Source organism: Pseudonocardia sp. 73-21 (genome assembly GCF_001899645.1).
In the GTDB taxonomy this organism is placed as follows: Bacteria; Actinomycetota; Actinomycetes; order Mycobacteriales; family Pseudonocardiaceae; genus Pseudonocardia.
In genome coordinates this window covers 57,728-77,739 of sequence record NZ_MKVV01000111.1, presented here as the reverse complement: position 1 = coordinate 77,739, position 20,012 = coordinate 57,728, and the positions used below count along the sequence as shown (strand labels likewise).

Annotated in this window: 16 protein-coding genes and 1 pseudogene; 7 read left to right on the top strand and 10 right to left on the bottom strand. The window is 73.5% G+C overall.

The features are described 5' to 3' along the window. Positions 1-115: 115 nt before the first annotated feature. From BGP03_RS35150 to BGP03_RS35140, 3 genes are all read left to right on the top strand, one after another. The gene (locus BGP03_RS35150) at positions 116-1,333 is read left to right on the top strand and encodes an acyl-CoA dehydrogenase family protein (RefSeq protein WP_296373065.1); all 1,218 of its coding nucleotides are present in this window, start codon (positions 116-118) and stop codon (positions 1,331-1,333) included. Positions 1,334-1,470: 137 nt separating this feature from the next. Beyond that, on the top strand, positions 1,471-2,532 hold the full coding sequence (gene moaA / locus BGP03_RS35145; RefSeq protein ID WP_296373063.1) for a GTP 3',8-cyclase MoaA: 1,062 nt from the start codon (positions 1,471-1,473) through the stop codon (positions 2,530-2,532). Between the two features lie 5 nt (positions 2,533-2,537). Continuing rightward, on the top strand, positions 2,538-2,798 hold the full coding sequence (locus BGP03_RS35140; protein WP_296373061.1) for a MoaD/ThiS family protein: 261 nt from the start codon (positions 2,538-2,540) through the stop codon (positions 2,796-2,798). Between the two features lie 102 nt (positions 2,799-2,900). On the opposite strand, the gene BGP03_RS35135 is transcribed toward BGP03_RS35140, so the two are convergent. Then, entirely contained in the window at positions 2,901-3,962 is a 1,062-nt protein-coding gene (locus tag BGP03_RS35135; protein WP_298801031.1) for an alpha/beta hydrolase fold domain-containing protein, read from the bottom strand. A 115-nt stretch (positions 3,963-4,077) separates the two neighbouring features. Here BGP03_RS35135 and BGP03_RS35130 point away from each other — a divergent pair, with 115 nt between their 5' ends. Next, positions 4,078-4,692 (top strand): QsdR family transcriptional regulator, encoded by a 615-nt coding sequence (locus BGP03_RS35130; RefSeq protein WP_296373057.1) that lies wholly within the window; start codon positions 4,078-4,080, stop codon positions 4,690-4,692. A gap of 123 nt (positions 4,693-4,815) precedes the next feature. Here BGP03_RS35130 and BGP03_RS35125 read toward each other — a convergent pair whose 3' ends face one another. Next, a complete protein-coding gene (locus BGP03_RS35125) occupies positions 4,816-5,808 on the bottom strand; it encodes a P1 family peptidase (protein ID WP_298801032.1) in 993 nt (330 codons plus the stop codon). A 321-nt stretch (positions 5,809-6,129) separates the two neighbouring features. Here BGP03_RS35125 and BGP03_RS35120 point away from each other — a divergent pair. Together BGP03_RS35120 and BGP03_RS35115 are read left to right on the top strand one after the other, a co-directional pair. Further along, a pseudogene (locus BGP03_RS35120) lies at positions 6,130-6,789 on the top strand (2OG-Fe(II) oxygenase). Further along, complete coding sequence (locus BGP03_RS35115; RefSeq protein ID WP_298801033.1) at positions 6,789-7,430, top strand: alpha-ketoglutarate-dependent dioxygenase AlkB; 642 nt, start codon at positions 6,789-6,791, stop codon at positions 7,428-7,430. The pseudogene BGP03_RS35120 and the gene BGP03_RS35115 overlap by 1 nt, the downstream one beginning before the upstream one ends. Positions 7,431-7,539: 109 nt before the next feature. Here BGP03_RS35115 and BGP03_RS35110 read toward each other — a convergent pair whose 3' ends face one another. The 5 genes from BGP03_RS35110 to mftF form a co-directional block, all read right to left on the bottom strand. Next, the gene (locus BGP03_RS35110; RefSeq protein WP_298801034.1) at positions 7,540-8,286 is read right to left on the bottom strand and encodes an SRPBCC family protein; all 747 of its coding nucleotides are present in this window, start codon (positions 8,284-8,286) and stop codon (positions 7,540-7,542) included. Between the two features lie 75 nt (positions 8,287-8,361). After that, positions 8,362-9,213 carry a xanthine dehydrogenase family protein subunit M gene (locus BGP03_RS35105; protein ID WP_296373047.1) on the bottom strand — a complete coding sequence of 284 codons (852 nt, stop codon included), beginning with the start codon at positions 9,211-9,213 and terminating at the stop codon, positions 8,362-8,364. Next, positions 9,210-11,696, bottom strand: a complete 2,487-nt coding sequence (locus tag BGP03_RS35100; protein ID WP_296373045.1) for a xanthine dehydrogenase family protein molybdopterin-binding subunit — start codon at positions 11,694-11,696, stop codon at positions 9,210-9,212. Before BGP03_RS35100 ends, BGP03_RS35105 begins: the two co-directional genes overlap by 4 nt. Continuing rightward, positions 11,697-12,215: a (2Fe-2S)-binding protein gene (locus BGP03_RS35095; protein ID WP_296373043.1), complete on the bottom strand. Its 519-nt coding sequence runs from the start codon at positions 12,213-12,215 to the stop codon at positions 11,697-11,699. A 232-nt stretch (positions 12,216-12,447) separates the two neighbouring features. Next, positions 12,448-13,872 (bottom strand): mycofactocin biosynthesis glycosyltransferase MftF, encoded by a 1,425-nt coding sequence (mftF, locus tag BGP03_RS35090; RefSeq protein WP_298801035.1) that lies wholly within the window; start codon positions 13,870-13,872, stop codon positions 12,448-12,450. 259 nt (positions 13,873-14,131) lie between these two features. Between mftF and BGP03_RS35085 the strand changes: the two genes are divergently transcribed. Next, the gene (locus BGP03_RS35085) at positions 14,132-15,274 is read left to right on the top strand and encodes an alkaline phosphatase family protein (RefSeq protein ID WP_298801036.1); all 1,143 of its coding nucleotides are present in this window, start codon (positions 14,132-14,134) and stop codon (positions 15,272-15,274) included. Positions 15,275-15,377: 103 nt separating this feature from the next. Here BGP03_RS35085 and mftE read toward each other — a convergent pair whose 3' ends face one another. Genes mftE through BGP03_RS35070 form a run of 3 tightly spaced genes read right to left on the bottom strand, consistent with a single transcriptional unit; the run spans position 15,378 to position 19,959 of the window. Continuing rightward, positions 15,378-16,076 (bottom strand): mycofactocin biosynthesis peptidyl-dipeptidase MftE, encoded by a 699-nt coding sequence (mftE, locus tag BGP03_RS35080; RefSeq protein WP_298801037.1) that lies wholly within the window; start codon positions 16,074-16,076, stop codon positions 15,378-15,380. Next, positions 16,073-17,965 carry a mycofactocin system FadH/OYE family oxidoreductase 2 gene (locus BGP03_RS35075; RefSeq protein ID WP_298801038.1) on the bottom strand — a complete coding sequence of 631 codons (1,893 nt, stop codon included), beginning with the start codon at positions 17,963-17,965 and terminating at the stop codon, positions 16,073-16,075. The genes mftE and BGP03_RS35075 overlap by 4 nt, the downstream gene beginning before the upstream one ends. Further along, the gene (locus BGP03_RS35070; protein ID WP_298801039.1) at positions 17,965-19,959 is read right to left on the bottom strand and encodes a mycofactocin system FadH/OYE family oxidoreductase 1; all 1,995 of its coding nucleotides are present in this window, start codon (positions 19,957-19,959) and stop codon (positions 17,965-17,967) included. The genes BGP03_RS35075 and BGP03_RS35070 overlap by 1 nt, the downstream gene beginning before the upstream one ends. Between the last annotated feature and the right edge of the window lie 53 nt (positions 19,960-20,012).

Here is a 20,012-nt window from a genome sequence, read left to right as displayed (position 1 = left end):
ACCAGCAGGGCCGTGCCTGATGGTCGGCTACGATCGACCTCCGCTCCTCACTCGCCGGCGCTCGCTACGATGCTCAGCCGACCTGCGCCTCCGCACGTTGTGGTTGGGTGCTGGTGTGGACTTCGAACCCAGCGCCGTCGCTGCCGACTACACCAAGCGCATGCGCGCCTTCCTCGACGAGAAGGTCCTGCCCGCCGAAGCCGGGTACGACGCCTTCCGCGCGGAGCGCCGGGGCACCCCGCAGGAGTGGGACCTGCCGCCCGTCGTCGAGGAGCTGAAGACCGAGGCCAAGGCGCGCGGCCTCTGGAACCTCTTCCTCCCCGACGTCTCGGGCCTGACCAACCTGGAGTACGCGCAGGTCGCCGAGGTGTCCGGCTGGTCGCCCGTGATCGCGCCCGAGGTCATCAACTGCCAGGCGCCCGACACCGGCAACATGGAGACCCTCCATCTCTTCGGCACGCCCGAGCAGAAGGCCGACTGGCTCGAGCCGCTGCTGGCCGGCGAGATCCGGTCCGGGTTCGCGATGACCGAGCCCGACGTGGCCTCCTCGGACGCCACGAACGTGCAGACCACCATCCGGCGCGAGGGCTCCGGAGATGACGGGGAGTACGTCATCTCCGGGAAGAAGTGGTGGATCTCCGGCGCCGCCGACGAGCGCTGCAAGATCTTCATCGTCATGGGCAAGACCGACCTCGACGCGCCGAAGCACCGCCAGCAGTCGATGGTGCTCGTGCCCCGCGACACCCCCGGCCTGACGATCACCCGGCACCTGCCGACGTTCGGCTACCAGGACCAGCACGGCCACTCCGAGCTGGAGTTCCGGGACGTGCGGGTGCCGGTCGGCAACGTGCTCGGCGAGGAGGGCGGCGGCTTCGCCATCGCCCAGGCCCGGTTGGGCCCCGGCCGCATCCACCACTGCATGCGCCTGATCGGCATGGCCGAGCGCGCGATCGACCTGATGGTGACGCGGGCGCAGTCGCGCGTCGCGTTCGGCAAGCCGCTGGCCCAGCAGGGCGTGGTCGGCGAGCAGATCGCGCAGTCGCGCATCGAGGTGGAGCAGGCCCGCCTGCTCGTCTACAAGACGGCCTGGCTGATCGACAAGTACGGGGCCAAGGGCGCGGCCACCGAGATCGCCGCGATCAAGGTGATCACCCCGCGCATCGCCTGCGACGTCATCGACCGGGCCATCCAGATCCACGGCGGTGCCGGCATGAGCGACGACACCCCGCTGGCCTACTTCTACGTCTGGGCGCGCGCCCTGCGTCTCGCCGACGGCCCCGACGAGGTCCACCTGCGCACGGTGGCCCGCCAGGAGCTGGGCAGGCACAGCTGACCTTTTGGGCAGCCGGGCCGGCCTGGCTGCCCAGCATCTGCGGAGATCACCGACAGCGGTGTCCGCGGATGCGGAGACGCGAGTTTTCGCAGCTCGGGCGATGATGGAAGATCCGATTCTACGGTTACGCTCGTGGGGTGACGGCAACCGAGATCGGCCTCCCCGCAGTACGGCGGGTCACCACCCGGGACCCGGCGCGGCCCGCAGACCCCCGTCTCGTCGACACGTTCGGCCGGGTCGCCACCGACCTGCGCATCTCGCTCACCGACCGCTGCAACCTGCGCTGCTCCTACTGCATGCCCGCCGAGGGCCTCGACTGGATGCCGCGCGACGAGCAGCTCACCGACGACGAGCTCGTGCGGCTGATCGGCATCGCGGTCAACCAGCTGGGCATCGAGGAGCTGCGGTTCACCGGCGGCGAGCCGATGCTGCGCAAGGGCCTCGAGGGCATCATCGCGGCGTCCGCGGCGCTGGAGCCGCGCCCCGACATCTCGCTCACCACCAACGGCATCGGCCTGGCCCGCCGCGCCGAGTCCCTGGCCGCGGCCGGCGTCAACCGGCTCAACGTCTCGATGGACACGCTCCAGCAGGAGCGCTTCGCCACCATCACGCGCCGCGACCGCCTCTCCGACGTCCTGGAGGGCCTCGCCGCCGCCCGCGCCGCCGGCCTCGGCCCCGTCAAGATCAATACGGTGCTGCTGCGCGGCCTCAACGACGACGAGGCCGTGCCGCTGCTGCGCTTCGCCGTCGAGCACGGCTACGAGCTGCGGTTCATCGAGCAGATGCCGCTGGACGCGCAGCACGGCTGGGCGCGCAACGAGATGGTCACCGCGGGCGAGATCATGGAGTCGCTGCGCACCGCGTTCACGCTCACGCCCGACCCGACCGAGCGCGGCGGTGCCCCGGCCGAGAAGTGGCTCGTCGACGGCGGCCCGGCCGTTGTCGGCGTCATCGCCTCGGTCACGCGGCCGTTCTGCGGCGCGTGCGACCGCACCCGGCTGACAGCGGACGGCCAGATCCGCTCGTGCCTGTTCGCCCGCACCGAGACCGACCTGCGCGCGATGATCCGCGGCGGCTCGACCGACGCGGAGATCGCCGACACCTGGCGCGACGCCATGTGGGGCAAGCTCGCCGGCCACGGCATCGACGACCCCGGCTTCCTGCAGCCGGACCGCCCGATGAGCGCCATCGGGGGCTGAGGAGGATGAGCACCGTGACGATCGAGGTGCGCTACTTCGCCGCGGCCCGCGCCGCCGCGGGGGTCGAGGCCGAGAAGATCCAGCTCGAGGCGGGTGCGACCGTCGACGACGTGCTGGCGGCGCTCCGGGCCGAGCACGGTGCCGAGCTGGCCCGCGTCCTGGAACGCTGCAGCTACCTGCTCGACGAGGTGGCCGTCCGCGACCGGAGCACGTCGGTGAGCGGGGCGTCGACGCTCGACGTGCTGCCGCCCTTCGCCGGCGGCTGACGGCCCGGCGGCGGGCGTCTCCCGGACGACCTCCACCGGGCCGGTGCCGCGGACGGGCGCCGTCACATCGGCCGCCACGGCGTCGAGCGGTACGGACCCGGACTACGCCAGTGAGCGGGCGAAGCCCGTCACGTCACGGACCGCCGCCAGGTAGACGTCCGGCAGAGCGCCGCGGAACAGCAGCTCGCCCACGTGGCAGAGGCCCAGGTTGATCTTCCCGACCGAGCTGACCCCCGCCTTGAGCAGCAGGCGGTGGTAGGCGATGCCCTCGTCGCGCAGGGGATCGAGCTCGTTGCAGGAGATGACGTGCGGCGGCAGGCCCTCCACGTCGGCGACCGTGGCGCGGTGCGGCCAGCAGGTGGGCTCGGCGGCGTTCGCGCCCTCCGGGTCGTAGACCTCCGCGAGCAGCGGGAAGAGGCTCCGGTTGAGCCAGTACTGGTCGTTCTCCCGCAGCGACGGGAGCCTTGACTCCGCCCACGCGCCGACGATGTACGGGCACTGCGCGTAGACGCCGGAGATCTCGTCGACCCAGCCCTCGCGCTTCGCCTTGATCGCCAGGGCGAGCGCGAGGTTGCCGCCTCCCGAGTCTCCGGTGACCACGACGTTCGTCGCCCCCAGCTCCTGCAGGTGCGACGACACCCAGCGGAGGCCGGCGGCGCAGTCGTCGAGCCCGGCGGGGAAGGGGTGCGCACCGAGGACGCCGCCGCCGTTGCGGTACTCCACTCCGACGACGACGGCACCCGCCGCCGCGAGCTCCAGCCGCCACCGCGTGTAGAGCGGCCCCGCGGTGGCGAGCATGACCATGCCACCCCCGTGCACCTGGTAGATGCACGGCAGCGGGCCCTCCACCCCGGACGGGCGGTGCACGTGCAGCGTGATGTCGTGGCCGCCGTCGCCGGTGATCGTGACGACCTCGGACGTGACGCCGTCGAGCGGCGGTGAGCCCTGCGCCAACGCGGTGAACAGGCCCTCGAACCCGACCTCGACGGCCTCCACGAACCCGAGGAGCTCCTCGCGGGGGGCATCGGGGGTGAGCGGCGCGCCGTCGGCGTGGCCGTCGATGCCGAGGCCGGTCAGCACCGCGACCATCCGGGGGTCGGCGCGGGGGTCGGTACCGATCGTGAGGTCCGGGTCGCCCAGGCGGCCGGGCAGGTCTGTGGTCATGACGCTCTCCTCGTCGAGATGTCGTGGTCCATCTGTCGCGTCGTGCGACACAGATGCTTGCGTGTCGCGCTAGTGTGAGTGGGGCCACAGCAACTGTCAACGCATCGGGGGCGACGTGCGCGAGCCGGTCACGCCCCTGGAGCGTCAGCTCGCCGGCGCCTACGCCGAACGACGCACGGCTCTCGACGCGTTCGTGGCCGCCCGTCGCGCGTTCCAGTCCGGGCAACGGCTCGACATGCAGGCACTCGCCGGCGAGCTCGGGGTCAACCGGGCCACGCTCTACCGCTGGGTCGGGTCCCGCGAGCTCCTGCTGTGCGAGGTGATCTGGTCGCTCACCCGGCGCACGATCGAGCGGGGCCTGGCCCGCCCGGCGACCGGCCCGGGTTCCCGGCTCGCCGCGGTGCTGGCCGACTTCGTCCGCGACGTCCTCGCCCACCCCGGGATGAGCCGCTTCCTGGCGGAGGAGGGCGAGTTCGCGATGCGGCTGCTGACGATGCAGTCGGGCGGGTACCAGCAGCGGCTCATCGCGCTGGTCCACGACCTGGTCGTCGGGGAGACCGCAGCCGGACGGCTCGCGAGCCCGGTGCCGCCCGACGACCTCGCCTACACCGTGGTGCGCGTGGTGGAGTCCTACGTCTACCGCGCGGTGATCACGGGAGAGGAACCGGACGCGGACCGCGCGGGAAGGGTCCTCCAGGCGCTGCTCCCGTCCGCACACCCGGACGCCTGACGAGGTTCACGCGCGTTTCCTGTGCTACCGCCAGGAACGTGGATGGCTCCACGCTGGAGACCGCACCACACGTCAGTCCCCATGGAAGGTCACGGAGATCAACCGCGCCACATCTGAGGAGCGTCAGATGCCGAGCACCTCCCGGTAGCTGCGCAACCCGCCCGCCGACTCCGCCGCCCACATCCCGTGCGCGATCGCCCGCGACACCACGTCGGCCGCGGCCGCGTGCAGGCCCACCAGCGTCGCGAGGTCGGGCGCGGGGCGGCTGGCGGTGGAGAGACCGAACACCACGTCGCCGTCCATCACGGTGTGCACCGGGGAGAGCGCGCGGGCCATGCCGTCGTGGCCCATCGTCGCCAGCCGGGAGCAGCCCGCCTTGTCCAGCGTCAGGTCCGTCGCGACCACGGCCAGCGTGGTGGCGGTGCCCGCGGCGGGCGGTGCGGGCCGGGCGATCCCCCGCAGCGCCGCGAGCACGTCCGGCCCGACCTCGACGGGCGGGAACTCGTCGGCGAACCCGACCCGTGCCCCGTACAGCCCGCCGGTGCGCAGGTCCACGGCCGAGCCCACCGCGTTGACGACGGCGAGCGCCGCCACCGTCGAGCCGTCGGGCAGCACGGTGCTGGCGGTGCCGACACCACCCTTGAGCCCGCCCGCGACCGTGCCCCTCCCGGCCCCCACGACGCCCTGGGCGACGGGCCCGGCCGCGGCCACGTCGTAGGCCGCCACCCCGGTGGTGGCGTCCGGGCGGGCGGCGAAGTCACCGCCACGGCCGAGGTCGAACACCACGGCCGCGGGCACGATCGGCACCAGGCCGCCGGGCACGGCGAAGCCCTCCCCCACCGCCTCCAGCCGTTCCATCACGCCGGTGGCCGCGGCGAGCCCGTACGCGCTGCCGCCGCTGAGCACGATCGCGTGCACGCGCTGGACGGTGGTGCGGGGGTCGAGGAGGTCGGTCTCGCGGGTGCCGGGAGCCGCACCCCGCACGTCGACGCCGCCGACCGCGCCACCGGGCGGGGCGAGGACGACCGTGGTGCCGCTCAGCCCGCCGTCGACGGACGCGTGCCCGACGCGTAAGCCCTCGACGTCGGTGATCGCGTTGTGGGTACCGGGGCGCATGGCCCCATCCTCATGCGCCGGTGCGTACCTGCGACACCGGGATCCCGTCGCTGCAGGACAGCCGCGGCCATGCGGGAGCGCGTGAGGTTCTCGGCGGTGCTCGCCGAGGGCGCCGACGCGTCATGAACGTCGACGTGGCACCCGGCCCGCTGCCCGTCGCGATCGGCCGGGCCGACCTCGGGGGCGCCCTGGACAGCGGCGTCCGGCACGAGGTCCGGGTGGACGACGCCACCGGCCCGGTTGCCGACGGCCCCCCCGCGAGGGCCGTCGACGTCCGTTTCCCGCCAGCCCCGCGGGTCTGCCGCAGCCAGGCTGTGTCCCATGCACGAGCTCGACACCGACGGCGTGGCCGCCGTCCCCGACGTCCTGACCCCCGACCAGTGCGCGGAGGTGACCGCCATGCTCGACGAGGACGCGCGCTTCCGCAGCACCGTGGTCATGGCCCGGCACGCCTTCGGGGAGGGCAGCTACCGCTACTTCGCCAATCCGCTCCCACCGTTGGTCCAGGAACTTCGTGAACAGTGGTACCCGCGGCTCGCGTCGGTCGCGAACCGCTGGGCGGAGCGGCTGGGCGAGCCGACCTTCCCCACCTAGCTCGACGGCCTGCTCACCACCTGCGCCGCCGCGGGCCAGCACCGCCCCACACCGCTCGTGCTGCGCTACGGGCCCGGTGGCTACAACTGCCTGCACCAGGACGTCTACGGCGACGTCACGTTCCCGCTGCAGCTGCTCGTGATGCTCAGCCGCCCGGACGAGGACTTCACCGGTGGCGAGAGCGTGTTCGTGGAGCAGCGGCCACGCCAGCAGTCCCGGCCCGTGGTGCTCCGACCGCGCCAGGGCGAGGCCGTGGTGTTCCCGGTGCGGCACCGGCCGGTACCCGGCGCGCGGGGGTACCGGCGGGTGCAGCTGCGGCACGGCGTGAGCGCGGTGCACACGGGCAGTCGACACGTCCTGGGCGTCATCTTCCACAATGCCCGGTGATGCTGTTCCCACGAGAGAGACGTGTGCTCGCCCCCGGCGCGGTGCACGTGCCGGACTGGCTCGACCTCGACCAGCAGCGCCGGCTCGTCGTCGCCTGCCGGGAGTGGGCGGGCGAGGGCCCGGGCATCCGGGCGGCGGTGCTCCCCAACGGCGGCCGGATGACCGTCCGCGCCGTCTGCCTGGGCTGGCACTGGTACCCGTACCGCTACTCGCGCACCAGGGACGACCAGGACGGATCACCGGTGACGGCGTTCCCGGAGTGGCTCGGCGACCTCGGCCGCACCGCCCTGGCCGACGCCTACGGCGAGCACCGCGAGTACCACCCCGACATCGCCCTGATCAACCACTACGACGCCGACGCGCGGATGGGCCTGCACCGCGACGGCGACGAGGCCGCACCGGACCCCGTGGTGTCGTTGAGCATCGGCGCCCCGTGCCTGTTCCGGCTGGGCAACACCGAGACCCGCGGTCGGCCGTGGACGGACGTCGAGCTGCACTCCGGCGATCTGGTCGTGTTCGGCGACGAGAGCAGGCTCGCCTACCACGGCGTGCCGAAACTGCTCCCCGCCGTGGACGTGCCGGACACGGGGTTGGCGGCCGGGCGGCTGAACATCACCCTGCGCGTCTCGGGCCTTCGGTGACCGGCCGCCCACGACCGACCGATCGTTCCTCCCGACTTGCAGCAGAGCCACGTTCACGCAACCAGCTGGCGTGAACGTGGCTCTGCTGCCGAGAAGGGTCGGGCGTGTCTCAGCCGCGGGCGCGGCGGATCAGGAAGATGATCAGGAACAGCAGCACGCCGCCACCCAGCACGGGGGCGAGGCGCTTGAGCACCGGTGAGCCGGCGGTGTCGAGCAGGTCGATCGCGTCGATGCTGCTCTTCATCGGAGTGAACGGCACCGCCGCCGGCTTCGCGGCCGGGGCGGACGCCGGCGCCGTGGCCGTCGCGGTGGCGGCGGTACCGGCGGTGGCGGCACCGTTGGTGCTGCCCGCGGCGGCGGCCACCGGGGCGGCGGGGGTGGCGGCTCCGGCCGGAGCCGCGGCCTCCAGCCCGGGCGCCAGCTTCTCGGCGACACAGCCCGCGAACTGACCGATGATCTTGTCGGCCACGTCGGAGATGACGCCGCGGCCGAACTGCGCCGGGCGGCCGGTGATGGTCATGTCGGTGACCATCGTGACAACGGTCTTGTCCGCGCCGTCGGCCACCATCGTGCCGGTGACCGTGGCGTTGGCGGTGCCGTTGCCCCGGGAGTCGCGACCGCTGGCGTCGATGACGACGCGGTGGTTGGCGTCGTCACGCTCCTTGTAGGTGCCCTTGCCCTTGTAGGTGAGCGAGATCGGCCCCAGCTTCACCTTCACCGTGCCGGTGAACGTGTCGTCCTCGTACTCGGTGAGGGTGGCACCCGGGAAGCACGGCGCGATGGTCTGCGGGGTGTTCAGGGCCTCCCACGCCTTCTCGATGGGCGCCTCGATGGTGAACTTGTTCTCCAACTGCATGGGGTCTCCTCAAAGCAGAAATGCGGACGCTCGCCCCGGATGACCCGGGGCGAGCGTCCGCAGATGGAACGAACGTCAGCCCGCAGCGGCCAGCACCGCGCGGCCGGTGAGCACCTTGGCCAGGTGCTCACGGTAGTCGGCCGCGGCGTCGGCGTCACTCGGAGCGGCCGTGCCCTCGGTCGCATGCTCGGCCGCGGCGCGGATGGCGTCCGCGCTGGCCGACTGTCCGACGAGTGCCGCTTCCACGCCGGCGGCGCGGATCGGCGTGGTGCCCATGTTCGTCAGCCCGACGCGGGCCTCCGAGATGGTGCCCCCGTCGACCTTGACGGCCACGGCGACGGCGCACATCGACCAGGCCTGGGCGGTGCGGTTGAACTTCTCGTAGTGGCTGCCCCAGCCCGTGTACTTCGGGAACCGGATCTCGGTGAGGATCTCGCCCTCGCCGAGCGCGGTGGTGAAGTAGTCCACGAAGAAGTCCTTCGCGGTGACGGTCCGGCTGCCCGACGCGCCGGCGATGACCAGCTCGGCCTCCAGCGCCAGCGCGACGGCCCCGAGGTCACCCGCGGGGTCGGCGTGGGCCAGCGAGCCGCCCAGGGTTCCGCGGTGGCGGACCTGGTTGTCGGCGACCGTGGCGGTGGCCTGGGCCAGGAGCGCGACGTGCTGCTTGACCAGGTCGTCGCGGATGATGTCGTGGTACGGCGTCATCGCGCCGATCACGATGTGGTCGCCGTCCTCACGGATGCCGCGGAGCTCCGCGATCCCGCCGAGGTCGATGATCACCGACGGCGCCGCGAGGCGCAGCCGGAGCACCGGGATCAGGCTCTGGCCGCCGGCCAGGATCTTCGCGTCGTCCCCGCCCTGCTGCAGCGCCGTGATGGCGTCGGCGACCGACGCCGGCTTGACGTAGTCGAACTTGGAGGGGATCACTCTGTCTCTCCCTGGGGGTTGTTCGGGTCGATCGAGCCCAGGCCGGCGCCCGGCGAGTGCGTGTCGATGGGCGTCTCCTGCGTGGCGTTGCCCTTGGCGTCCTGGATGGCCCGCCACACGCGCTGCGAGGTGCAGGGCATCTCGACGTTGGTGACGCCCAGGTGACGCAGCGCGTCGATCACGCCGTTGACGATGGCGGGCGTGGAGGCGATGGTGCCCGCCTCGCCGACGCCCTTGACGCCCAGCGGGTTCGACGTGGCCGCGGCCGGGTTCGGCACCGTGGCGGTGTCGAAGCTCGGCAGGTCGGCCGCCGACGGCAGCGTGTAGTCGACGAACGTGCCGTTGACCAGGGTGCCCTGGTCGTCGTAGTTCGCCTCCTCGAACAGGGCCTGCGCGATGCCCTGCGCGAGACCGCCGTGCACCTGACCCTCGACGATCAACGGGTTGACGACGTTGCCGATGTCGTCCACGCAGACGTACTTGCGCAGGTTGACGTGGCCCGTCTCGGTGTCGATCTCGATGGCGGCGAGGTGCGTGCCGTGCGGGTAGGAGAAGTTCTCCGGGTCGTACACGGCGTCGGAGTCGAGCGACGGCTCCATGTCCTCGGGGTAGTCGTGCGCCATGAACGCGGCGAACGCCAGCTCCTGGATGGCCTTGCCCTTGTCCGTGCCGCGGACCGTGAAGTTGCCGCCCGAGAACTCGATGTCGTCCTCGGACGCCTCGAGCAGGTGCGCGGCCAGCTTCTTCGCCTTGGCGATGACCTTCTCGGCCGCCTTGACGATGGCGATGCCACCGACGGCGAGCGAGCGGGAGCCGTAGGTGTCGAGGCCCTTGGGCGAGATCTGCGTGTCGCCGTGCAGGATCTCGACGTCCTCGAACGGCACGCCCAGCTGGTCGGCGACGATCTGGCTGAACGCCGTCTCGTGGCCCTGGCCGTGCGCCGAGGCGCCGGTGATGACCTCGACCTTGCCGGTGGCCAGCATGCGGATGCTGGCGGCCTCCCAGCCGCCCGCGCCGTAGGCCAGCGAGCCGAGCACGCGGGACGGCGCGAGGCCGCACATCTCGGTGAACGTCGAGATGCCGATGCCGAGCTGGACGGGGTCGTTGTTCTTGCGACGCTCCTCCTGCTCACGGCGCAGGCCGGCGTAGTCGAACATCTCCATGGCCTGGTCGGTGGCCTGCTCGTAGTTCCCGGTGTCGTAGGTGAGACCCACGACGGTGGTGAACGGGAACTCCTCGTGCTTGATCCAGTTCTGCTGGCGCAGCTCCATCGGGTCGCGCCCGAGCTCGACGGCCAGCTCGTCCATGATCCGCTCGACGGCGAACGTGGCCTCCGGGCGTCCGGCGCCGCGGTAGGCGTCGGTCAGCGTCTTCGTGGTGAAGACGTTGGTGCACGTGAACTTGTATGCCGGGAACTTGTAGATCGCGTTGAACATGAACGCGCCGAGGATCGGCACACCCGGGCCGACGAGGCCGAGGTAGGCACCCATGTCGGCGAGCAGGTGGACGTCGAGGCCGGTGACCGTGCCGTCCTTCTTCGCCGTGATCGTGATGTCCTGGATCTGGTCGCGGCCGTGGTGGGCGGCGAGCAGGGACTCCGACCGGGTCTCGGTCCACTTGATCGGCTTGCCCAGCTTCTGGGCGAGGACGACGGTGAGCATCTCCTCGGGCAGCACGCCGATCTTGCCGCCGAAGCCGCCGCCCACGTCGGGGGCGATGACGCGGAGCTTGGACTCGGGCACACCGAGGGTCACGGTGGTCATGGTGCGCAGGATGTGCGGCACCTGGGTGGCGGCCCAGAGGGTGATCTGCTCACCGGAGGGGTCGCACACCGCGGAGCGCGGCTCCATGAACGCCGGGATGAGGCGCTGCTGGATGAAGCGGCGCTTGAGGACGATCGAGTCGGGGTCGGCCTCCGCGGCCGCGATGGCCTCGTCGACGCTGCCACCGGTGCCGGCCGCGCCGGCGTCGAACACCCAGGTGGCGCTCTCGTTGGTCTCGAGCTCCGGGTGCACCAGGGTGGCGCCGGGAGCGATGGCGGCCTCCATGTCGAGGACCGGCTCGAGCGGGTCGTAGTCGATCTCGACGAGGTCGGCCGCGTCGCGCGCCTCGGCGACGGTGCGGGCCACGACCACGGCCACGCCCTCACCGGCGAAGTGCACGGTCTTGCTGGCCAGCAGCGGACGCTGCGGGGCCTTCTGGTCCGGGGTGATCGGCCAGGCGCAGGGGAGGCCGACGGCCTCGACGCCGAGGTCGGCGGCGGTGTACACGCCGATGACGCCGGGGGCGGCCTCGGCCGCGGACTTGTCGATGCCCGTGATCGTCGCGTGCGCCAGCGGCGAGCGGACGACCGACAGGTGCAGGGTGCCGTGCGGGGTGATCGAGTCGGTGTACTTGGTCCGACCGGTGATGAGACGCGCGTCCTCCTTGCGGGTGCGCGCCTTGCCGATTTCGAGCGTGGTGGGATCGGCGGTAGCAGTCATCTAGTTGCCTCCTCCGGCCACGGGGGCCGGGGCTCCTCGGTCAGCGGTGGCGCCCGGCTTCATGGCCTGGGCCGCGCCCTGCACCGCGCGGACGATGTTCTGGTAGCCCGTGCAGCGGCAGAGGTTGCCCTCGATGCCCTCACGGACCTCGTGCTCGTCGGGGTCGGGGTTGTCGCCCAGCAGGTCGATCGCCTGCATGATCATGCCGGGGGTGCAGTACCCGCACTGCAGGGCGTGGAACTCGTTGAAGGCCTCCTGCACGGGGTGCAGCTTCCCGTCGCGGGCAACGCCCTCGATGGTGGTGACCTCGGCGCCGTCGGCCTGGACGGCCAGCACCGAGCAGGACTTCACGCTCTGTCCGTTGAGGTGGACGGTGCATGCGCCGCAGTTGCTGGTGTCGCAGCCGACGAGGGTGCCGGTCTTGCCGAGCTGTTCCCTCAGGTAGTGGACCAACAACGTGCGGGGCTCGACGTCGTCGGCGTAGTTCACGCCGTCGACGGTGACCCGGACCTGTGCCATATGAGTCTCTCTCCTAGGGCCGCGACTGCTGTGTCGATGCCACCACGCCGTTGTGGCGGCGACCACATCACACCGCTGATCATCGGCAGCTGCAACCAGTCCGTCGGGACGGTGGCAGTCCACACCGGGGCGACTTCCCGACAGGACGCTGTCGAATCCGTGAGCGCGGATCCTCACGGCCATCCGCTCCGCAGAAGCGGAAGCCGAACGCCGACTTTATCAACCGTTCGGACTAACCCTGTCGGACTGCTTTCGCCGACATGCGGCCCGGCCGCAGCGGCTCCGACGTACGGTGGCGCCACGCGCCCCACCACAACCCAGCGCCGTAGGCCAGGTCGTCGAGCCGGCGAGCCAGCAGGTACCCGGGCAGGCTCGGCCGGACGCGCGGATCGCGACCGCGGTGGCGCACGAAGTCCACGACGCCCTCCGCCACCGCCACCACCGCGACGGTCCGCCGGGCGCGCCGCGACACGAGGCACGCGAGCGCCGCGACGGGCCAGTAGTGGCGCGTGACGGCGTCGGCGGTCTGGGCGATCGCCCCCACCGCGCCGAGGCCGATGAGCCGCGCCGCCGTGGCGCGGGGGTGCTGCACCCGTTGCAGCTTGCGGGACAGGCGCTCCGCCGCGACGGCGCTCACCGCCAGCGCCGCGAGGGGCCGCCCGAGCAGCACCAGCACGCCGACCGCGGCCGACCACGGGCTCAGCACCATCGGCGGCACCGACCCGCGGTGCCGCAGCGCCAACGGGGCGGCACCCGTGCCGTAGAACGCCTTGCGCAGCCACCACGCGCGGGCGTCGGTGCGGTGGTCGTGCGCCACGCGCGACGACGGCTCGTAGCGCAGCCGCCAGCCCGCCTCGTGCAGGCGCAGGACCAGGTCGACGTCCTCGGCGACGTGCATGGCCTCGTCGAACCCGGCTCCCACGGCCTCGCGGCGCACGAGCAGCGCCGCGCTCGGCACGTAGGCGACGCGGGAGCGGGGCACCACCAGCGCGGGGTCCGGGCCCAGGTCGAGCGACGACCGGACGGCCTCGTAGGTCTGCAGCCAGCCCGGGCCGGGGTCGAGCGCGACGATCCGCGGCGCCACCAGCCCCACCGCCGGGTCGGCGAACTGCGCGAGCAGGGGCTCCAGCCAGTCCTCGTCCGGGACGACGTCGGAGTCGAGGAACGCGACGAGCGGCGTGGTGGCCGCGGCGAGGCCGGCGTTGCGCGCGGCGGCGGGGCCACGGGAGACCGCGTGCCGGACGACGGTGCCGCCCACGCTCTCCGCGACGGCCCGGATCGCGGCGGGGTCGGCGGAGCCGTCGTCCACGACGACGGCCGGACCCACCACGGCGAGCAGGCGCTCCAGCCCGGCCACCCGGTCCTTGACCGGGACGACGACGGTGACGTCCTCGCGGGTGGGGACAGCGGCGGCCGGCACGTCGACGGGGTGGGCGATGCCGGCGTCCAGCAGCGTGCGGGCCAGCGTGCGCGACGTGGCGTCGGTGACGGCGAACGCGCCACCGGCCAGCAGGTCCCGGGCCGCCCGCGAGAGGTGCAGCATCCGCGGGGGCGCACCACCCAGCAGCACCGCCCCGTCGTCGACGACGCGGGCCCGCCGCTCGAGGGCGACGCGCAGGCCCACGGGCAGCGAGGAGTCCCCCGGCCCCGGGCTCACGGCCACCCCCCGCGGCCGCGATCAGGGGCAGAGGGTCGCTGGTGGATCTCCAGGAGCGACCTGTGGGCCGTGATCACCGCGGTCAGCGGCGCGTGGGACGGGGGCACGCGGAGCTGGGGGGAGGCCACGGTGCGCATCACCGGAGCCTAGGCGGACACGGCGTGATCACCGCGCGACGCACGTCACGGCCCTTCCGTGGGCGCCACCCTGCGACCGGCCACGGTCATCGGGAGGTGCGCCCGTCTGGCACGCTGAGGGTGTGACCAGTCCGGTGCTGCCCGACTACGGTCGCCGCTCGCTGGCCGAGGTACTGCCCGCCCTGCTGCGGGCCCTCGGCGAACCGGAGCCGGCGTCCGAGCTGGTGATCGAACCCGTGCGGGCCGCCGCACTGCTCCTGATCGACGGGCTCGGCACCGAACTGCTGCGCGCCCACGCCCACGACGCCCCGTTCCTGGCCGGCCTGACCGACGCCGGGCCGCTGACCGTCGGCTTCCCGTCGAGCACGGCGATCAGCCTCGCGTCGCTGGGCACGGGCCTGCCGCCGGGCGCGCACGGCATCCTCGGCATCTCCTTCCGCGTCTCCGACGACGAGGTGATGGACGCGCTGCGCTGGACGGCGCACGGCGTCGGGAAGTCCGTGGACCTGCGGGAACGGTTCCCCCCGGAGGAGATCCAGGCGCACGCGACCGTCTTCGAGCGCGCCGCGGCCGCCGGCGTCGAGGTGACCACGGTGACGCAGCGGCTCTTCCGCGGCTCGGGCCTGACCCGCGCGGCCCTGCGCGGCGGCCGGTTCCGCGCCGCCGACGCGCTCGGGGACCTGGCCGCCAAGATGATCGACGCGGTGAGCGGCGAAGGGCGGCAGCTCTGCTACGGCTACCACGCCGATCTGGACACCATGGGGCACCTGCACGGTCCCGGTACCGTGCCGTGGCGTTTCCAGCTCCGCCAGGTCGACGGCCTGGCGTCGACGATCGCCGGCGCGCTGCCGCCCGACTCCGTCCTCGTGATCACCGGCGACCACGGCATGGTCGCGGTCGACCGCACCTGGGACGCCGACACCGACGACGACCTGCGCCGTGGCGTCCTGCTGCTGGGCGGCGACGCCCGGTCGCGGCACGTCCACGCCCGCGACGGTGCGGCCGACGACGTGCTCGCGACGTGGCGGGCCGTGCTGGGCGACGCCGCCTGGGTGGTGCCGCGCGACCAGGCGGTGGCCGAGGGCTGGTTCGGCCCGCTCGGCCCGCACCTCGCGTCCCGGATCGGGGACGTGGTGGTGGCGGCCCGCGGCACGGCGGCCGTGATCCGGTCCGAGGCCGAGCCCTACATCTCGAGGCTGCCCGGCCAGCACGGCTCCCTCTCGACGGAGGAACAGCTGGTCCCCCTGTTGATCCACCGCTCCTGACGAGCCGCGAGTCGGGGTCCCCGTGCGTGTGGGTCGCGCTGTGGCTGCGCACGCACGGCCCGACTCGGGCGCACGCACGCCCCGACTCGCGGGGGTGGGGGGGTCAGCCCAGGCGGCCGCGGTCGTCGGGCTTCCAGCGGGCGGCGCGGTCGCGCAGCTCGCCGACCATGAGGCCCAGCAGGAACTCACCCTCGTCGGCGGTGGAGCCGCGGGGGTCGCCGAGCACGCCGTTGGTGCTGGCGGCGGCCACCCCGCCGCGGGTGAGCACCGACAGCAGCTCCCGCAGTGGCGTGGTGTTGCCGACCTCGACGGAGTCCAGCCGGACGACGTCGGGGTCGAGCGCGAGCAGGATGGACGTCTCGGTGTGGCCGGCGTGGGCGTCGCCGTTCGGCACGGCGCAGCCGAACCAGGCGACGTCGCGGCCCTCCCGGCGCAGCTGCGCGACGGCGTCGGGAACGGTCGGGAGGTTGCCGCCGTGCCCGTTGACGAACAGCAGTCGTGTGGCCCACTCCGTCGCCGACCGGCCCAGCTCCACCAGCACCGTCCGCAGCGCCTCGTGGCCGATCGAGAGGGTGCCGGGGAAGCCCTGGTGCTCGCCCGACGCGCCGTAGGCCACCGGGGGCGCGAGCAGCAGCATCGGGTCGTCGTGGGTGGCCCGGCGGGCGACGGCCGCGGCGATCCGGGCGTCGGTGTCGAGCGGCAGGTGCGGACCGTGCTGCTCCAGCGCCCCGACGGGGACGACCACCGTGTACTGCCCGTGGCCCTCGAGCTCGGTCCACGTGCGCTCGCCCAGGCGGGTCACAGCTGCGCCCCGACCCGGGCGCCCTCGACCGTCGCGGCGTGCACGCGGCGCGGGGCGAGGCAGTCGCCGATGCGGTGGACGGGCACGCCGCGGACCGCGTGCCACAGCGCGTCGTCGGGCCGGGGCGGGGACGCGCAGACGACCCAGTCGTAGCGCCGCTCCTCGGTGGCCCCGACGGTGTGGTGCAGGACGTCGACGAGCACGCCGGCGCGTGCGCCGACCACCATGCGGTCCGTGGTCAGCGCGATGCCGGCCGCAGCCGCGCGGCGGTGGAAGTTCTCCATGTCGAGTGTGATGCCCAGATCCTGCCCGACGACCATGCCCGGCGTCATGATCTCGACGGAGCAACCGCGCGCGGCGAGCAGCTCCGCCACCGACGTGGCCTGGTGGAAGCCCAGCTCGTCGGGGATCAGGACGCGACCGGACGGTGCCGCATCGCCGGCGAGCACGTGGCGGACGTCGACGACGTGGTCCAGGCCGGCGGCCCAGCCGGGCAGCTCGGGCACCGCACCGGTGGCGAGCACGACCGCGTCCGGCGCGAGCCGTTCGACCAGCGCGGCGTCGACCTCGACGCCGGTGCGCACCTCGACCCCGAGTCGCAGGCACTCGGCCAGCGGCGCGTCGACCATGGCCGTGAGCTCGGCCCGTCCCGGGGCGGTGGCGGCGAGCCGGACCTGCCCACCGGTCTGCTGCGAGCGTTCGCACAGCGTGACCCGGTGGCCGCGGGAGGCGGCGGTGGCCGCGGCCTGCAGCCCCGCCGGGCCTCCTCCGACGACGAGCACCCGCCGCGGCACGGCCAGGGGTGGCAGCGGCACGGACTCCCGTCCCGCGCGCGGGTTCTGGGCGCAGCCGAGCCAGCGGTTGAGCCCCACCCGACCGACGCACTCCTGGTTGCAGGCCGAGCACGTGCGGATCTCCGCGGGGGCCCTGCGGGCGAAGTCGGGGTCGGCGACCTGCCCGCGGACGACGCCGACGAGGTCGCACACGCCGTCGTCGAGCGCGCGCTGCGCCTGCTCGTGGTCGCCGAACCGGCCGACCCCGATCACCGGCCGGGCCACGGCCTTCCGTAACGCGGCCGGGATGGAGTGGGCGTAGTCGCGCGGCACGTGCATCGACGCCTCGATGAGGTGCAGCGTGGAGGTGGCGACGCCGATGGAGGTGTTGAGGTAGTCGACGTGGGGCTCGACGCGGCGCGCGGTCTCCACGGCGTCGTCGATCGTGATGCCGCCGGCCATGCCCTCGTCGCCGCAGAGTCGTACGCCGAGGACGCGGTCGGGGCCGATCGCGTCGCGGACGGCGGCCACCACCTCGGCGACGACCCGCGACCGGTCGGTGCCGTAGGTGTCGGTGCGCAGGTTGGTGAGCGGGGAGAGGAACTGGCGCAGCAGCGACGCGTGCGAGCACTGCAGCTCCACCCCGTCGAAACCGCCCTCGACGCAGTGCGCGGCCGTGCGCGCGTAGCCGTCGACGATCTCGGCGATCTCGACGACGGTGATCTCCTTGGCCACCTCGCGGAACAACGGGTCGGCCAGCGGCGAGGGCGCCCACACCGGCAGCCGCGAGTACATCCCCGACGACTGACCGCCGTTGTGGTTGAGCTGCGCGAGCACCGGCACGCCGTGCGCGTGGACGGCGGCGGTGAGGCGGCGGTAGCCGGGGATCGCGGCCGGGTCGTGGCCGCGGATCAGCTTCTCGTAGGGCCGGTCGGCCGGGTGCACCGAGTGCTCCTCGGTGATGATCATCCCGGCCCCGCCCGCGGCCCGCGCGGCGTAGTACGCGGCGTGCTGTTCGGTGGCCCGGCCGTCCACGGCGGCGTTGGTGAGGTGGGCGGTGAAGACGATGCGGTTGCGCACGGTGAGCGGCCCGAGCTGCAGCGGCGTGAAGAGCATCAGACCCCCTGTGCGCGGAAATCGGGGCCAGGGCCCCGATTTCCGCGCACGACCTCGGCGGCGGCCCGGCGGCCCTCCCGGATCGCCTCGTGCAGGGTGCGGGGGGCCACGCAGTCACCGGCCCGCACCAGGTGCGGACGGGCGCGCCAGAGGGCGTCGTCGGGGAGCCGGTGGCCGCAGTCGACCACGGCCGCGCAGGGGACCTCCCGTCGTCCGCCGGTCCAGACGTGCTCCAGCACCGCGACGCCGCCGCGGACCTCCACGAGCGACGAGAGGAGCTCGCGCCGCACGCCGGCCCGGTCGAGGCGGACCGTGGCGGGGGCCAGGTCGCCGGTGATCGACAGCTGGGTGCCCGCGACCTGGTCGGGGGTGACGAGCACGGCCCGGCTGCCCACCTGCTCGGCCGCGCCGACGCCCGTCCAGTCCCCGACGGGATCGTGGACGACCACCGGACCGTCCGGGAGCACCGCCCCGGCCGCGAACTCGGCGGCGGTCACCACCGGGACGTCGGCGGCGTAGGAGCGCAGGCCGGATCGGGAGCCGGTCGCGAGCAGCACGGCCGTCCCGTCGCGTCCGGCCGCGTCGAGGGCGGCGGCGTCGACGTGCACGCCGGTCTCGACCGTCACCCCGAGCCGCGCGAGCTCCCGCTCCCACCACGGGATCAGGACGCCCATCCGGCGGCGGCCCGCGACGGCGGCGGCGAGCAGCACCGCACCGCCGAGCCGGGCCGACCGCTCTGCCAGTCGCACCCGGTGACCGTGCCGGGCGAGCTCGCGCGCGGCCTCCAGCCCGGCCGGACCTCCCCCGACGACGAGCACGTCGCGGGGTTCGACCACGGGGAACGCCGGGGTCTCCATCTCGTGGCCCGCGTCCGGCTCGGCGTCGTCGCTGACGATCGGGTTGCGCGGGTCGCGGACGTGGGTGCGCTGGTTGGACAGGGTGGCCGGCCGGATGCGCTCGGGCGTACCCGCGCGGACGAGCGCGACGAGGCCCGGGTCGGCGATCTGGGCGCGCGTCATCTCGACGAGATCGCACACCCCGGCCTCGAGCGCGGCCTGGGCGAAGGCCGGATCGACCACGCTCCCCTGCAGCACGACGGCCGGCCCCCCGCGCTGATCACGGGCAGAGAATGGCTCGGTGCGCTGCTCCGGCGACCATCCGGCCGTGATCAGCGCGTGGCGGACGGACGCGCAGAGGGCGCGGTTGAAGCCGGGGTCGGTGTGCAGGTCGGGGCGGGTGGCGTGGGTGGTCAGGCCGGAGCCGCGCACCACCGTCACCAGGTCGACGCCCGGGAGGTCGGGAAGCTGACCCGGCGTGATCCCCGCCCACGGCGCCAGCTCGTCGCAGCACAGCCGCAGCGCCAGGATCCGGTCCTCCCCGAGCGCCCTGCGGACGGCCCCGAGCACCTCGCGCAGGAGCCGCCCGCGGTCGCGGCCGTAGGCGTCGTCGCGCTGGTTGGTGAGGCCCGAGAGGAACTGCCGCAGCAGAGCGTACTGCCCGGCGTCGATCTCCACGCCGTCGAGGTCGGCGGACACCGCGAGTGCCGCGGCGGAGGCGAACCCGGCCACCAGCGCGTCGATCTCGGCCTGCTCCATCACCTGCGGCACCTCGCGCGAGGCGACGTCCGCGATCCGCGACGCGCCCCACAGCGTCTGCTGGGAGTACGCGGAGCTGCCCTGTGCACCGGCGTGCCCGAGCCCGGCGAGCACCAGCGCGGGACGGCACGCCTCCCGCACCGCGGCCCATCCGTCGACGCAGTCCACGGAAAGCGGGGCGCGTTCGTAGGGCCAGTCGGACTCGTGCACCGACGCCGTCTCGGTGACGATCACGCCGCATCCGCCCGCGGCCCGTCGCGCGTAATAGGCGACGTGCCGGTCGGAGATCTCGCGGCGCCGGGCGAGGTTGGTGGGGTGCGGCCCGAACACCACCCGCGAGGGAGCGGTCCGCGGACCCACCCGGACCGGCCCGGCGAGCGCCCCCACGTCAACGATCAAGGCCCCGATGTCGCCAGTGGATCTCCACAGACGACATCGGGGCCTTGATCAGC

Excerpts from the sequence above, each read along its gene's own strand:
- BGP03_RS35140 (WP_296373061.1), top strand. The coding sequence starts at position 2,538 with ATGAGCACCGTGACGATCGAGGTGCGCTACTTCGCCGCGGCCCGCGCC.
- BGP03_RS35135 (WP_298801031.1), bottom strand. The coding sequence starts at position 3,962 with ATGACCACAGACCTGCCCGGCCGCCTGGGCGACCCGGACCTCACGATC.
- BGP03_RS35125 (WP_298801032.1), bottom strand. The coding sequence starts at position 5,808 with ATGCGCCCCGGTACCCACAACGCGATCACCGACGTCGAGGGCTTACGC.
- BGP03_RS35115 (WP_298801033.1), top strand. The coding sequence starts at position 6,789 with ATGCTGTTCCCACGAGAGAGACGTGTGCTCGCCCCCGGCGCGGTGCAC.
- BGP03_RS35110 (WP_298801034.1), bottom strand. The coding sequence starts at position 8,286 with ATGCAGTTGGAGAACAAGTTCACCATCGAGGCGCCCATCGAGAAGGCG.
- BGP03_RS35100 (WP_296373045.1), bottom strand. The coding sequence starts at position 11,696 with ATGACTGCTACCGCCGATCCCACCACGCTCGAAATCGGCAAGGCGCGC.
- BGP03_RS35095 (WP_296373043.1), bottom strand. The coding sequence starts at position 12,215 with ATGGCACAGGTCCGGGTCACCGTCGACGGCGTGAACTACGCCGACGAC.
- BGP03_RS35075 (WP_298801038.1), bottom strand. The coding sequence starts at position 17,965 with ATGCTCTTCACGCCGCTGCAGCTCGGGCCGCTCACCGTGCGCAACCGC.